Raw genomic sequence first — 14,560 nt, 5'->3', positions numbered from 1 at the left:
CACAGGCCACGAGAAGGTGGTGCCGGATGAACCAGCCCGCCATGTCGATCAGGATTCAGGCAGCCTGCTCAGAGCTCATCTGGGCGGCTCGGCTGAATCTGATGTGGATGGTGTTCACCCTGGCCGGGGGCGTGGTGCTGGGGCTCGGGCCGGCCACCGTGGCCGCGTATACGCTGGCTCGGCGGCATGCCCGTAATGAATCGTTTCAGGCCTGGGGCGAGTTCTGGACCGTCTACCGGCGGGAGTTCGTCCGGGCATCCTTGCTGGTCCTGCCGGCGGCGGCGGTCGCCACCGTCCTGGTCGGCAACTACCTGTACTTCTCCGCACTCGGGCCCGGCATGGGAGCGTTGCGGATCGCGACCCTCGTGGCGCTCCTCGCACTGGCCGGGGTCGGGGCCTACGTGGGCCCGCTCTACGCGCACTTCGACCTGCCGTTGTGGGCCTACTGGCCCAAGGCCTCCCAGCTAGCGCTCATGCGCCCGGCCTCGTCCGTGCTGTTGCTGCTAGCGCTCTCAGCCATCGCCTACGCGACCTCGGCGGCGCCCCTCCTCGCGCCGGTGATCAGCTTCGGCGCCTGGATTTACCTCAATACGTGGCTCTGCCTGCGCTTCTTCGAGGAGAACGAGGCGCGCCTGCATTCGAAAGGGAACACATGAGCGCACCCCGTCGCCGGCGGCTCATCGCCGGTGTGTTAACGCTAACGGCTGCTCTCACCGCCTCGGCCTGCTCAGGCGGCGGCGCACCCGCCGTCGACGGCAACACGCTGACCGTCATGTCCAAGCTGTTCGGCACCGCGCCCGATCCCGAGGGGGAGATGCAGCAGGCGGTCGAGAAGTTCCTCGGCAAGAAGCTCCAGGTCACCTGGGTTCCCAACGCCGAGTACACGGACAAGCTGAACGTCACGCTCGCCTCGGACAAGATCCCGCAGGTCATGGTCGTGGACCCGAAGCTCCCGGCGTTCGTCAACGCGGCGCAGGCCGGAGCGTTCTGGGACCTGACCGACAAGCTGGACAAGTATCCGAACCTGAAGCCGATGGACCAGCGCACCGCGCTCAACGCCTCCGTCAACGGCAAGATCTACGGCATCTACCGGATGCGGCCCCAGCTGCGCTCGGCGATGGTGATCCGCAAGGACTGGCTGGAGAAGCTGGACCTGAAGCTGCCCGAGACCGTGGACGACCTCTACAACATCGCCAAGGCGTTCGCCGAGAAGGACCCCGATGGCAACGGCAAGAAGGACACCTACGGCCTGATCATCCCGAAGTGGCCGGGCAACTACGCCACTAACAGCCCCTACGACACGCTCGAGACCTGGTTCGGCGCGCCGAACGGCTGGGGCGAGCGCAACGGCAAGCTCGTCCCCGGGTTCGACACCCCCGAGTTCCTCGAGGCGAACAGGTTCCTCAAGAAGATGGTCGGCGAGGGTCTGGTCAACCCGGACTTCGCCACCCTCGACTCGGCCAAGTGGAACGAACCGTTCTTCCACGGCAAGGGCGGCATGATCATCGACGTGAACGTCCGTTCCCGGCAGGTGTTCGACCTGTTCAGGGACGACGGCGACAAGAACTACGGTGACAAAGTCGCCATGGTCGGCAACCTCAAGCGCTCCGACGGCAAGAAGTTCTCCCTCCCGTTCACCGGCTACCTCGACGTCCTGGCCATCTCCAGGCAGAGCGTGCCGACCGAGCAGGACCTCGACAACGTGCTGAAGGCTCTGGACAAGCTGGGCTCGAAGGAGGGCCAGAACCTGGTCATGAACGGCATCGAGGGCCGCAACTACCAGGTGGTGGACAACACCGCCTCGCTGATCAACGAGACCGACCCCGTGGTCAGGACCGTCCAGGACAACGCCGACGACGCCTTCGTCCAGCTCGGCTTCAAGGGCGACACCGACATCGGCGGCATCGCCTACCCGCGCACGCCGTCTGGCCAGCCGTACAAGGACATGATCAAGCTCCAGAACGAGTTGATGGCGGAAGACCTCAAGACGGCCGTGTTCAACCCGGCCCTGCCGGTCATCTCGCCCACCGCCGTCTCCAGGGGCGCGCAGATCGACACGATCATCCCCGACGCCCGGATCAAGTACCTGTCGGGGACGTTCACGGAAGAGCAGCTGAAGGCGGAGATCAAGCGCTGGTACGACAGTGGCGGCACGCAGGTGGCGGCAGAGGTCAACGACCTGGTCTCCAAGCTCGGCAACTGACCCCGCCCTGAGGGGCCCGGCAGCGCGTCCGGGCCCCTCACACGAAAGGAGGCCGCTGTGGCCACCGACCTGGCGCCACCTCCGGAGACGGCGGCAACCAAGGCCGAGAGGCGGGGAACGACCAGGGTGCCGCTCCGCGTCGCGCTGCCGCGCTATCGTTGGCTCTACCTGATGCTCCTGCCGGGCGTCGTCTACTTCGCGCTCTTCAAGTACCTGCCGATGTACGGCGTGACGATCGCGTTCCAGGACTTCCTGCCGTTCCTCGGCTATTCCGGCAGCCCGTGGGTCGGGTTCAAGCACTTCCAGGAGCTGTTCGCCGGGCCCGACTTCGGCCGGCTGATGTTCAACACGCTGTTCCTCGCGTTCCTGAACGTGGTCATCGTCTTCCCCGCGCCGATCGTCGTCGCGCTGCTGCTGAACGAGCTGCGGATCAACATCGTCAAGCGCTCGGTCCAGTCGCTGATCTACATCCCGCACTTCCTGTCCTGGACGATCGTCGCGTCCCTGACGTACGTCCTGTTCGCGGCGGATTTCGGGGTGATCTCCGGGTGGATCCGCGACCTGGTGGGCGACACCGCGAAGATCGACTACATGGCGCAGGAGGAGTGGTTCCGGCCGCTGATCATCCTGCAGCAGCTGTGGAAGCAGACCGGCTGGGGCACGATCATCTACCTGGCCGCGCTGGCCGGCGTGGATCCGAACCTGTACGAGGCGGCCCGCATGGACGGCGCGGGACGCTTCCGGCAGCTCTGGCACGTCACGCTGCCCGCCATCCGCCCCACGGTCGTCGTCATGGCCATCCTCATGTCCGGCAACCTGCTCGACTCCGGCTTCGAGCAGATCTGGCTGATGACCACCTCGCTGAACCGCTCGGTCGCCGACGTGTTCGACACCTACGTCTACTACACCGGCATCACCCAGGGCGCGATCAGCTACTCCACCGCCGTCGGCCTGTTCAAGGGCCTGGCCGGTGTCATCCTGATCTTCGGCTCCAACTGGCTGGCCAAGCGCCTCGGCCAGCGTGGACTGTTCTGAGGAGCCCCGGCATGACGAAACAGTCGGTCAAGCACCACCACACTCTCGGCGGCCGCGCGTTCGACACGCTCAACGTCGTCGTGCTCGCCGGCCTGGCGCTGATCACGGTCCTGCCCCTGCTCTACGTCCTGGCGGGGTCGTTCGCCGGGGAGGCGGAGATCTCCTCGCGGCCGTTCTTCCTGTGGCCCGAGAAGATCGTCACCGAGTCCTACGCGTACATCTTCGCCACGCCCACTTTCATCCGCGCCCTGCTCACGACCGTCGTCGTGACGGCGGTGGGCACGGTGGTGCAACTGCTGCTGACGTTCACCATGGCCTACCCCCTGGCCAAGCGGTACCTGCCGGGCCGGGCGTTGTTCCTGAACCTGATCATCTTCACCCTGGTCTTCACCGGCGGCATGATCCCCACCTATCTGGTGGTTCGCGACCTCGGACTGCTCGACAGTTACTGGGCGCTGATCCTGCCGCTGGCGATCAACCCGTTCTACCTGATCATCGTGAAGAGCTTCTTCCAGGAACTGCCGCAGGCTTTGGAGGAGGCGGCGCGCATCGACGGCTGCAACGAGATGGGCGTGTTCTTCAAGATCGTGCTGCCGCTGTCCAAGCCGATCATCGCGACGTTCTCGCTGTTCTACGCGGTGGGCATCTGGAACGACTACATGTCACCGCTGCTGTACATCAACGACCCGGGCAAGTGGACGATGCAGATCCTGGTACGGCAGCTCACCAGCACCGACGCCGCCAACGCCCTGGCGCAGATGGACCGGACCTGGGTGCCGCCGGAGCAGGGGCTCAAGTTCGCGGTCGTGGTGATCGCCACGCTGCCGATCCTGTTCTTCTACCCGTTCCTGCAGAAGCACTTCGCCAAAGGCGTATTGATCGGAGGGGTCAAGGAATGACTCACATGTCCGTACTTCGCTGGCTGGACCGGCCCGGGGAGCAGGGGGTGACCTGGGGGGTCCCGTGGCCGCGCGGCACGGTCGAGCGGGACACGCCGTTCGCGCTGGCCGACGCCGGCGGGCGCGAGGTGCCGGTGCAGAGCTGGGTGACCGCGACCTGGCCGGACGGCTCGGTCAAGTGGACGGCCCACGCCATCGGCGCGCAGCCCGCGGCGGAGTCGTACCGGATCGAACCCGGACGCGAGCCCGCCGCCCCGGGCACGCCCATCACCGTCGAGCGCGAGGGCGGCCTGCTGCGGGTCGGCACCGGCGTGGTGACCTGGGCGATCGAGGAGTCGGGTGGCACGCTGGCCCGCTCGATCTCGCGCGGGAGCCGCGAGATCGCCAGGGACGTGCGCCTGGTCAGCCTCCGGCAGCGCGAGCCCACCCCCGACGAGGGCGGCGGCGTGCCCCGCGAGCAGGCCACGGGCGTGGTCGAGCGGGTCACCGTCGAGCAGGACGGGCCCGTGCGCGCCGTGGTGCGGCTGGAGGGCCGCCACGGCGACTGGCTGCCGTTCACCGTGCGCCTGTACTTCCACGCCGGCGCGGAGGACGTGCGCGTCATGCACACGTTCGTCTGGGACGGCGATCCCGAGCGCGACTTCCTGGCCGGGCTCGGCCTGCGGGCCGACGTCGTCATGCGCGACGACCCGCACGACAGGCACGTACGGCTGGCCGGGGCCGAGGGCGGCTTTCTCACTGAGGCCGTACGCGGGCTGACCGGCCTGCGCCAGGACCCCGGCGAGGCCGCCCGCAGGGCGCAGACCGAGGGCAGGCCGGCCGGCGAGCTCGCCCCGGGGGTCGCCAGCCGGTTGCAGCTCATCCCCGCCTGGAACGACTACACCCTCGACCAGAGCTCCGCCGACGGCTTCACCCTGCGCAAGCGCACCGCCGGCGGCCACTCCTGGGTGACGATCCCCGCGGGCACCCGCTCATCCGGGTACGGCTACGTCGGCGGCACCAGCGGCGGCCTCGGCTTCGGCCTGCGCGACTTCTGGCGCCTGCACCCCACCCGCCTGGACGTCCGGAACGCGGCCACCGACCTGGCCACGGCGACCGTCTGGCTCTGGTCGCCGTCCGCGCCCGCCATGGACCTGCGCTTCTACCACGACGGCATGGGCCAGGACACGTTCGCCGAGCAGCTCGAGGGCCTGGAGATCACGTACGAGGACTACGAGCCGGGGTTCGGCGACGCGCACGGTGTGGCGCGTACGCACGAGCTGACCCTGCGCGCCCACGACGCCACGCCCTCCTCGCCGGACCTGGCCGCGCACGCGGCCGCCATGAACCGGCCGGGGCTGCTGGCCGTGGCCCCCGAGCGGGTGCTGGAGTCGGGCGTGTTCGGCGTCTGGGGCCTGCCCGACCGCTCCACGCCCGCGCACGCGAAGATCGAGGACCGGCTGGACTTCCTGTTCGACCACTACGTGCGCGAGCGCGAGCAGCGCCGGTGGTACGGGTTCTGGGACTACGGCGACGTCATGCACACCTACGACCGCGACCGGCACACCTGGCGCTACGACATCGGCGGCTACGCCTGGGACAACTCCGAGCTGTCTCCCGACCTGTGGTTGTGGCTGCAGTATCTGCGCACGGGAAGGTCGGACGTCTTCCGCTTCGCCGAGTCGCTGACCCGCCACACCGGCGAGGTCGACGTCTACCACCTCGGCAGGTGGAAGGGCCTGGGCAGCAGGCACAACGTGCAGCACTGGGGGTGCAGCTGCAAGCAGCTGCGCATCTCCAACGCCGCCTACCGGCGCTTCTATTACTACCTGACGGCCGACGAGCGCACCGGCGACCTGATGGACGAGCTGAGCGTGCCCGAGGAGACGTTCCTCGTGGTCGATCCGCAGCGCAAGGTGCGCGAGGACGTCTACGCCCCCGACCCCTCGGCGCTGTCGGTCGGGCTCGGGACCGACTGGGGATCGCTGGCGGCGGCGTGGCTGACCCGGTGGGAGCGGCACGGCGACGAGCGGGCCAAGGACCGGCTGCTGGGCACGATGGCCGGCATCGGGGCGCTGCCGCACGGCTTCCTGACCGGCGAGGCCAGGCTCGACCTGGCCACCGGGCGGTTCGACACCTCGCGGGACAAGATCTCGATCTCGCACCTGTCGTCGTTGTTCGGGCTGCCGGAGATGTGCGCCGAGCTGATCGGGCTCGGTTTGGACGTGCCCGGGTTCGAGCGGGCGTGGCTGGACTACTGCCGGCTCTATCTCGCCACCCCCGAGCAGCAGGAGGCGGAGCTGGGGGAGCGGCTGACCGGCATCTCGCTGGTGCAGGCGCACAGCAGGCTCACCGCGTACGCGGCCGCGCGCACGGATGACGCCGGGCTGGCCGCCTGGGCGTGGCGGAAGTTCTACCTCGACGAGGGAGACCAGCGCAACCGCAACCCGTTGCAGCGCCAGCGGGACTGGCGGCTCACGCTGGTGAACGGGCCGAACGTGCTCTCTCCCGTCCAGGAGGCGCCGTTCCTCAGCACGAACACCGCCTCGCAGTACGCCCTGGCCGCGATCCACAACATGGCCCTGATCGGCAAGCACTTGGCGGAGCATTAACCAGAGGTGGGCCCCCTTCGGGGGGCCTACACTGATCGGTATGCATACTCCCGATTGACCGGCGTCGCACGCCCAATCCTCGTTTCCTAGCTCGGGAGTGTTCCGCCAACATGATCATCGCCAGTGATATCGAGCTGCGCGCGGGCGCGCGACTGCTCATCGAGAAAGCCTCGTTCCGGGTCAATCCGGGCGACAAGATCGGGCTCGTCGGCCGCAACGGCGCGGGCAAGACGACCCTGACCAAGGTGCTGGCGGGCGAGGGCCTGCCCGCCTCCGGCGCCGTCACCACCAGCGGCAGTGTCGGCTACCTGCCCCAGGACCCGCGCACCGGCGACCTGCAGGTGCTGGCGCGCGACCGCATCCTGTCCGCCAGGGGGCTCGACGAGGTGCTGCGCAAGCTGCGCGCGGCCGAGATCGGCATGTCCTCCGCCGACGAGCGCACCCGCGAGAAGGCCGTCAGGCAGTACGGCCGGCTCGAAGACCAGATGCACGTGCTGGGCGGCTACTCGGCCGAGTCCGAGGCCGCCTCCATCGCCTCCAGCCTCGGCTTGCCGGATCGAGTGCTGTCGCAGCCGTTGCAAACGCTTTCCGGGGGTCAGCGCAGGCGTGTGGAATTGGCGCGAATTCTTTTCAGCGGAGCGGAAACTCTCCTTCTCGACGAGCCGACAAACCACCTAGATGCGGACTCAATCGGGTGGCTTCGTGATTTTTTGCGATCTCATCAAGGTGGCTTGGTGATCATCAGTCACGACGTCGGCCTTCTTGAAGCCACGGTCAACAAGGTCCTGCATCTGGACGCCAACCGGTCCGTGATCGACCACTACAACGTCGGCTGGACGGCGTACCTCGCCCAGCGCGAGACCGACGAGAAGCGCAGGAAGCGCGAGCGCGCCAACGCCGAGAAGCAGGCGGGCGCGCTGCTCGCGCAGGCCGACAAGATGCGCGCCAAGGCCACCAAGGCCAAGGCGGCCCAGGACATGATGCGCCGGGCGCACCGGTTGTTGTCCGGGACCGAGGAGGAGCGCCAGAGCGACAAGGTGGCCCGCCTGCGCTTCCCCGAGCCGCAGCCGTGCGGGCGCACCCCGCTGATGGCCGAGGGCCTGTCCAAGTCGTACGGCTCCCTGGAGGTCTTCACCGACGTCGACGTGGCCATCGACCGAGGTCACAGGGTCGTCATCCTCGGTCTCAACGGCGCGGGCAAGACTACGCTGCTGCGCCTGCTCGGCGGGGTCGAGGACCCCGACACCGGCGAGCTCCGCCCCGGGCACGGTCTCAAGATCGGCTACTACGCGCAGGAGCACGAGACCCTCGACAGCGGGCGCACCCTGCTGGAGAACATGCGCTCGGCCGGCGGCGAGTTCACCGACGCCGAGTTGCGGAAGGTGCTCGGCTCGTTCCTGTTCACGGGCGACGACGTCGACAAGCCGGCCGGGGTGTTGTCGGGCGGCGAGAAGACCCGGCTCGCGCTCGCCATCCTGGTGCTCTCGAGCGCCAATGTCCTGCTTCTCGACGAGCCCACGAACAACCTCGATCCGGTCAGCCGCGAGCAGGTTCTCAATGCGCTGAGGTCGTATTCAGGAGCAATCGTCCTAGTCACACATGACGAGGGTGCCGTTGACGCCCTGTCACCGGATAGGGTGATCTTGCTACCTGACGGAACTGAAGACGCATGGAGCGACGAATTTTCCGATCTTGTGGCACTTGCCTGATCTTAATTTGAGTGGGTACGGATCTTTTCCCGTGGAGTAGGTAGCCGATCCCGCTGAAATGACTGATCATGGCGGAGTAACGCTGCGGAAGTCCGGCACTACAGGAGGTACTCGTGGCCGAGACACTGAAGAAGGGCACCCGGGTCACCGGGGCCGACCGGGAAAAACTGGCCGGCGATCTCAAGAAGCGCTACGCCGCGGGCGAAAGCATCCGCGCCCTGGCCGCTTCTACCGGTCGGTCTTACGGGTTCATCCACCGCATCCTTAGCGAGTCCGGCGTGACTCTGCGCGGGCGCGGCGGGGCGACCCGAGGCAAGTCCAAGCGCTGACGGCCGCCTCGGAACGTGCGACCGCAGCCGCCCGTCCCTAGTCAGCCGCCGTCGCGCCCGGGCCAGAACCATATTCTGTAGGCTCGGGCGCGACGGTCAGCACTCTTGGCAGCGCACCCGTTGCGCGGCTGGGAGGACTTGAGGGAGCGGGCGAATGGCGGAAGCGCAGGCGCAACAGCGCGGGGGGAACACGGACGACGGCTCTGCCTTGACGGAGAGCGGAGTTCGCTTCGAGGTGGACGGTGAGATAGCGACGATCACGCTGGCCCGGCCGGAAAAGCGCAACGCACAGACGTTCGCGACCTGGTCCGGACTGGCTCGCATCGGCGAGAGCCTGCCCGAGCAGGTGCGCGTAGTCGTCGTGAAAGGTGAGGGACCGTCCTTCTCGGCAGGGATCGACCTGCGAATGTTCACACCTGAGGGGGTGCCCGGACAGGGCTCGTTCAGTTCGGCGGCCAAGAGCGGCGGCACAACCTTCGAGCAGCGCATCAGGAGCTTCCAAGCGGGGTTCCTGTGGTTGCGCCGCCCGGAGATCGTTTCCATCGCCGCAGTGCAGGGGCATGCGATCGGCGCGGGGTTCCAGCTCGCGCTCGCCTGCGACCTGCGGATCGTGGCCGAGGATGTTTCGTTCTGCATGAAGGAGCCCGCACTGGGTCTGGTGCCCGATCTGACGGGGACCAAGCCCCTGGTCGAGCTGGTGGGCCTGGCCAAGGCGATCGACATCTGCCTGACCGCCAGGACCGTGCACGCGGACGAGGCCATGCGCATCGGCCTCGCCGAACTCGTGGTCGCCGGGGGCGACCTGGAGCAAGCCGTACATGACAAGGTCGCGGAGCTGCTGTCCGTCAACCGGGACGCGGCCGTCGCGACCAAGCGACTCCTCCAGGGGGCGCAGGCACGCACCCTGGAGGAGCAGAGTGTGGCCGAGGGCATCGAACAGGAGGCCCGTATCAAGGCCCTCTTCGGCTGACCGGGGTCTCGGTGGGTAGTGTGCTGCGGTGGGCCGGTGGGAATGGTCAGCGGTGCGGGCTGACCGGGCGAATTCCCGCGGGTTTCGCGGTGAGCTGACTCGGGAATCCCCGCGCGCCTTGGTGGCGCTGTCTCCGGGGGAGGAGGAGGGATCCCCCGAATGGCGATGATGGGAGGGGGCTTCGGTCCCCATGTGATGGCCTCGCTGCGACGCGACGGCTCCGTGACCAAGCAGCGGCTGCGGCCCGGCACGGTGCGGCGGATCGCGCGCTACGCCAGGCCGTACACGAAGCAGATCGTGGCGTTCCTGCTGCTCGTCGTGGCGGGCGCGGTGATCGTGATCGCCAACCCGCTGATGATGAAGGCGATCATCGACGACGGCATCCTGGCCAGGCGGCCCGGCGTCGTGATCGGGCTGGCGGTGACGATCGCCGCGCTGGCGCTCGTCGACGCCGGGCTGACGCTGGTGCAGCGGTGGTTCTCGGCGCGCATCGGCGAGGGGCTGATCTACGACCTGCGCACCGAGGTGTTCGACCACGTGCAGCGCATGCCGGTGGCGTTCTTCATGCGGGCCCAGACCGGGGCGCTGGTCAGCAGGCTCAACACCGACGTGATCGGCGCCCAGCGGGCCCTGACGAGCACGTTGTCGTCCGTGGTGGCCAATGTGGTGAGCCTGATCCTGGTGCTGGGCGCCATGCTGGTCCTGTCGTGGCAGGTGACGCTGGTCGCGCTGGTGCTGCTGCCGATCTTCATCGTGCCCGCCAAGTTCGTCGGCCGCCGCATGTCGGCGCTGACCCGCGAGCAGATGCAGCTCGACGCCGAGATGAGCTCGGTCACCACCGAGCGGTTCAACGTGGCCGGCGCCATGGTCGCCAAGCTGTACGGCCGCCCGGAGGACGACGCCGAGGTGTTCGGCAGCCGCGCCGCCAGGGTGCGGGACGTGGGCGTGACGGTCGGCATGTACGGCACCGTGTTCAGGGTCGCGCTCGGGCTGGTGGCGGCACTGGCGACCGCGCTCGTGTACGGCATCGGCGGCATGCTGTCCGTCTCCGGCGTCTTCGAGCTGGGCACGCTCGTGGCCCTGGCCGCGCTGCTCATGCGCCTGTACGGCCCGCTCACGTCCCTGTCCAACGTGCACGTGGACGTGATGACCGCGCTGGTGAGCTTCGACCGCGTCTTCGAGATCCTCGACCTCAGGCCCATGGTGGCGCAGCGGGAAGGCGCCGTGCCGGTGCCGGCGGGACCCGTGACGATCGAGTTCGACGACGTGCGCTTCCGCTACCCGGCCGCCGAGGAGGTCTCGCTGGCCTCGCTGGAGTCGGTGGCCAGGCAGGACAGCGGCCCCTCCCACCCGGTGCTCGAGGGCGTCTCGTTCACCGCCCGGCCCGGCCGGCTCATCGCCCTGGTCGGCCACTCGGGCGCGGGCAAGACGACGATGACCTCGCTGGTCTCCCGCCTCTACGACGTCAACGAGGGCGCCGTCCGGATCAACGGTCTCGACGTGCGCGACGCCACCCTCGACTCCCTGCGCGACACCGTGGGCGTGGTCATGCAGGACGCTCATCTCTTCCATGACACGATCGGAGCCAATCTCCGCTACGCCAGGCCGGAGGCGACGGAAGAGGAGATCTGGGAGGCTCTCAGGGCCGCGCAGATCGATGATCTCGTCGAGGGCCTCCCCGAGCAGCTCGAAACGGTCGTCGGCGACCGCGGCTACCGGCTGTCCGGCGGCGAGAAGCAGCGGCTGGCGCTGGCCAGGCTGCTGCTCAAGGCGCCGCGCGTGGTGGTGCTCGACGAGGCCACCGCCCACCTCGACTCCGAGTCCGAGGCGGCCGTGCAGGTGGCGCTGAAGACCGCGCTGGAGGGCCGCACCTCGCTGGTCATCGCGCACCGGCTGTCGACGATCAGGGAGGCCGACGAGATCCTCGTCGTGCACGACGGCAGGATCGCCGAGCGCGGCCGGCACGAGGAGCTGTTGGCGCGCGGCGGGCTCTACGCCGAGCTCTACCGCACCCAGTTCACTTCTTCTTCAGGTAGCCCAGTCGCTTGAGCTCCTCGCGGGCCACCTTCTCCACCAGTTCCAGCTCGTCGCGTCTGAGCTTGGACTGCCAGGCGCCGACCTTGGGGACGCCCGTGCCGTACAGGACGACCTTGGACACCCGCGTCTCCAGGAACTCCGCCAGCGTGGCCACCGACTGCGCCGGCTTGAGCACCAGGTCCTCGTAGCGCAGCGTCAGGAGCTGCTCCTCGGGCAGCGTCCGGCGCAGCTCAGCGCTCATCCGCACGGCGCCGCGCCAGCGCAGGGCGCTCTTGCCCGCCGCGGGCATGCCCTTCCACCGGTCGAGGTGCTCGTCCTTGTTGATGCCCAGGAACGCGTTGGGGAACTCGGTCTGCTCCGAGAGCATCGCCGGCTTGAACCAGGCCAGGCACGCCGGATCGTCCAGCATGCCGGCCGCCACGTCCCTGCCGTCGCGGATGAGCTGCACGAACCGGGCGTCGGGGAACGCCTGCAGCAGCACGGGCGCGCTGTAGAGGAGGTCGGGGCTGCCGTCGCCGAACCTGGTGATCTCGCTCGCCGCCACGCAGGGCCCGGTCCCGGTCACGCCGCCCGCCTCCCTGCAGGACTCGGCGCACTGGCCGCAGGAGCGGGGCAGCACCTGCCACGACTCGGCGAGCGCGTCACGCATGACGCGCACGGCGCCGGACGTACGGCCGATGGAGGGTTTCCGGGCGAAGGCGTACACCACGTGGGCCACGCTCGCGCGGCCCATCGTCACGTGGAAGCCGGGAGACCGTTTCAGGGCGCGGGCCAGCAGGTCCGCGCCGGAATGCGGAGCTCCGAGCAGGAAGACCGGCCGGCGGACCTTGATACCGTTGACCACGAGGATGTGGGGCGGAAGTCGCATACGAGATGCAAGTGTGACACCGTTTGCCACGTGAACGAGCCAACGCCACTGCCGGTGCTCACCGGAGCGGCCGATGCAGCCGCGTGACACCGTCGCGATCGTCTCGCCGTCGGGCCCGCCCGACGCTGTCATGCTCCGGCGTGGCGTCGAGCGCCTGGAAGGCCTCGGGCTGAAGGTGGTGGTCGGCGCGCACGCGCTCGACCGCCAGCCGCTCGACTACCTGGCCGGCGTCGACGCCGCCCGGGCCGCCGATCTGCAGGCCGCCTGGTGCGACCCGGCCGTCTCCGCGGTGTTCTGCTGCCGGGGCGGGTACGGCGCCGCCAGGCTGCTCGACCTGCTCGACTGGAACGCCATGCGGGCGGCCGGGCGCAAGATTCTCATCGGGTCGAGCGATATCACGGCACTGCACAACGCGTTCGCCGCCGAGCTGGGCGTGCCCACGCTGCACGGGCCGATGGCGGCCTCCCACATCCTGGCCGGCGAGACGGGGCCCGAGCCGCTCAGCTGGGCGAGCCTGCAGGCGGCCCTGTTCGGCACCGCAGCGTCCATCCAGGGGCCCGTCAATGGTGACCGGGTGCTCGTGCCCGGCCGGGCCGAGGGTGTGGTGGCCGGGGGTAACCTGTCGTTGCTCGCCTCGATGTGCGGCACGCGGTGGCAGCCGTCGTTCGAAGGGAAGATCGCGTTCCTGGAGGACGTGAACGAGGAACCGTACCGGATCGACCGCATGCTCACCCAGTTGCTGCAGGCGGGGGCGTTCGACGGGGTGCGCGGGATCGCGCTCGGGTCGTGGGTGGACTGCGGGGATCCGTACCCGGTGCTGCGGGACCGGCTGGGGCCGCTCGGAGTGCCTGTGGTGGCGGGGCTGCCGGTGGGGCACGGGTCACCACAGATGAGCGTGTGGCTGGGGTTGCTTGGTGTTATCGATACCGAATCGTGCTCGCTAGCCGGTGCGTTCCGCAACGAGGACCAGGCAAGGTAGGAGGGACGAATCCGACAGAGAGGGACACAACGCGTGATGTTCAGGCGTGATCGCGAGCCCTCGCGCCGGCCAGTCGAAGACGTCGATCTCGATTCGCTGCTCGCCCTCGTCGCCGAGACCCGCGGATACGCCTTCGAGTTCGCCCGCGATGGCTCCTACGTGCTGCTGAGCGACTCCGCCGCGGCGGACGGGGATGGCGCGGAGCTGGTCGTCAGGCTCACGGGGCTGCGGCGCGAGGCGGGGCGCAGGGCCAGGGAGGACTGGCCGATGCTGGTCTCCGAGCACCTCGCACACGCCGTCGCCACCGCCGGTGAGCGGCTGGACGTGTGCGACCTGGAGCAGGCCGGGCCGCTGTTGCGGACCCGCGTCGAGGCCGTGGACGAAGTCGCCGACCTGACCCGCGTGGTCGGCCGCCACCTCAACGCCGACCTGGTGGAGCTGCTCACCGTCGGCTCCCGCGCAGTGCGGCCCGAGGAGGCCGGGTGCTGGCCGGTGCCCACGGCACAGGCGCTGGACCTGGCGGTCGCCAACGTCCGGCGGGAGGAACGGCTGGGGGTGGAGGGCATCGAGCTGTCGGGCACGCCGGTGACGCGGCTGACCGGCATGTCCCCTTCTTCGGCCACGCATCTGCGGTGGCTGGGCGACTACCTGCCCGTGCCCTCCGACGGGGTGCTGGTGGTGCTGCCCGATCCGTACACGCTGCTGCTGCATCCGGTGGACGGGATCGGCGTGGTACGCGCGATCGAGCGGCTGCGGGTGCACGCGGTGCGCACGGGCGGGCTCAGCTCCCAGGTGTACTGGTGGCACGAGGGGCGGCTGACGCTCATCAAGGCCGACATCGTCCTGCAGAGCGGGCAGACCAGGCTCGTGGTGGCGCCGCCGCCGGAGTTCGCCAGAGTGCTGGCCCGCCTGGCCGTTTGAAGCCCGGCCAGGCGGGGTC

12 protein-coding genes are annotated in these 14,560 nt (G+C 68.9%); 11 read left to right on the top strand and 1 reads right to left on the bottom strand.

Annotation, left to right across the window (positions count from 1 at the left end; translation table 11 throughout):
* Nucleotides 1-26: 26 nt before the first annotated feature.
* From ACFLIM_RS09195 to ACFLIM_RS09155, 9 genes are all read left to right on the top strand, one after another.
* Nucleotides 27-656, top strand: a complete 630-nt coding sequence (locus ACFLIM_RS09195; RefSeq protein WP_393164014.1) for a YesL family protein — start codon at nt 27-29, stop codon at nt 654-656.
* Nucleotides 653-2,203, top strand: a complete 1,551-nt coding sequence (locus tag ACFLIM_RS09190; RefSeq protein WP_393164013.1) for an extracellular solute-binding protein — start codon at nt 653-655, stop codon at nt 2,201-2,203. The genes ACFLIM_RS09195 and ACFLIM_RS09190 overlap by 4 nt, the downstream gene beginning before the upstream one ends.
* Nucleotides 2,204-2,260: 57 nt before the next feature.
* Nucleotides 2,261-3,238 (top strand): ABC transporter permease, encoded by a 978-nt coding sequence (locus ACFLIM_RS09185; RefSeq protein WP_393164012.1) that lies wholly within the window; start codon nt 2,261-2,263, stop codon nt 3,236-3,238.
* 11 nt (nt 3,239-3,249) lie between these two features.
* Nucleotides 3,250-4,137 carry a carbohydrate ABC transporter permease gene (locus tag ACFLIM_RS09180; protein ID WP_393164011.1) on the top strand — a complete coding sequence of 296 codons (888 nt, stop codon included), beginning with the start codon at nt 3,250-3,252 and terminating at the stop codon, nt 4,135-4,137.
* Between the two features lie 5 nt (nt 4,138-4,142).
* The gene (locus ACFLIM_RS09175; RefSeq protein ID WP_393164010.1) at nt 4,143-6,728 is read left to right on the top strand and encodes an exo-rhamnogalacturonan lyase family protein; all 2,586 of its coding nucleotides are present in this window, start codon (nt 4,143-4,145) and stop codon (nt 6,726-6,728) included.
* Between the two features lie 110 nt (nt 6,729-6,838).
* Complete coding sequence (abc-f, locus tag ACFLIM_RS09170; protein WP_393164009.1) at nt 6,839-8,437, top strand: ribosomal protection-like ABC-F family protein; 1,599 nt, start codon at nt 6,839-6,841, stop codon at nt 8,435-8,437.
* Nucleotides 8,438-8,550: 113 nt separating this feature from the next.
* Nucleotides 8,551-8,766: a helix-turn-helix domain-containing protein gene (locus ACFLIM_RS09165; protein WP_020547488.1), complete on the top strand. Its 216-nt coding sequence runs from the start codon at nt 8,551-8,553 to the stop codon at nt 8,764-8,766.
* Between the two features lie 154 nt (nt 8,767-8,920).
* Nucleotides 8,921-9,736 (top strand): enoyl-CoA hydratase/isomerase family protein, encoded by an 816-nt coding sequence (locus ACFLIM_RS09160; protein ID WP_393164007.1) that lies wholly within the window; start codon nt 8,921-8,923, stop codon nt 9,734-9,736.
* A 159-nt stretch (nt 9,737-9,895) separates the two neighbouring features.
* A complete protein-coding gene (locus ACFLIM_RS09155) occupies nt 9,896-11,785 on the top strand; it encodes an ABC transporter ATP-binding protein (RefSeq protein WP_393164006.1) in 1,890 nt (629 codons plus the stop codon).
* Here the strand turns inward: ACFLIM_RS09155 and ACFLIM_RS09150 are convergent.
* Nucleotides 11,754-12,641, bottom strand: coding sequence for a sulfotransferase family protein (locus tag ACFLIM_RS09150; protein ID WP_393164005.1), 888 nt, complete (start codon nt 12,639-12,641; stop codon nt 11,754-11,756). The genes ACFLIM_RS09155 and ACFLIM_RS09150 overlap by 32 nt on opposite strands.
* Before the next feature lie 73 nt (nt 12,642-12,714).
* Between ACFLIM_RS09150 and ACFLIM_RS09145 the strand changes: the two genes are divergently transcribed.
* Entirely contained in the window at nt 12,715-13,620 is a 906-nt protein-coding gene (locus tag ACFLIM_RS09145) for a S66 peptidase family protein (RefSeq protein WP_393164004.1), read from the top strand.
* A gap of 36 nt (nt 13,621-13,656) precedes the next feature.
* On the top strand, nt 13,657-14,541 hold the full coding sequence (locus ACFLIM_RS09140; protein ID WP_393164003.1) for a hypothetical protein: 885 nt from the start codon (nt 13,657-13,659) through the stop codon (nt 14,539-14,541).
* Nucleotides 14,542-14,560: the final 19 nt, after the last annotated feature.

The organism is Nonomuraea marmarensis (assembly GCF_043197025.1).
Lineage (GTDB): Bacteria > Actinomycetota > Actinomycetes > Streptosporangiales > Streptosporangiaceae > Nonomuraea > Nonomuraea marmarensis.
This window is presented reverse-complemented; position numbering and strand designations above follow the sequence as displayed.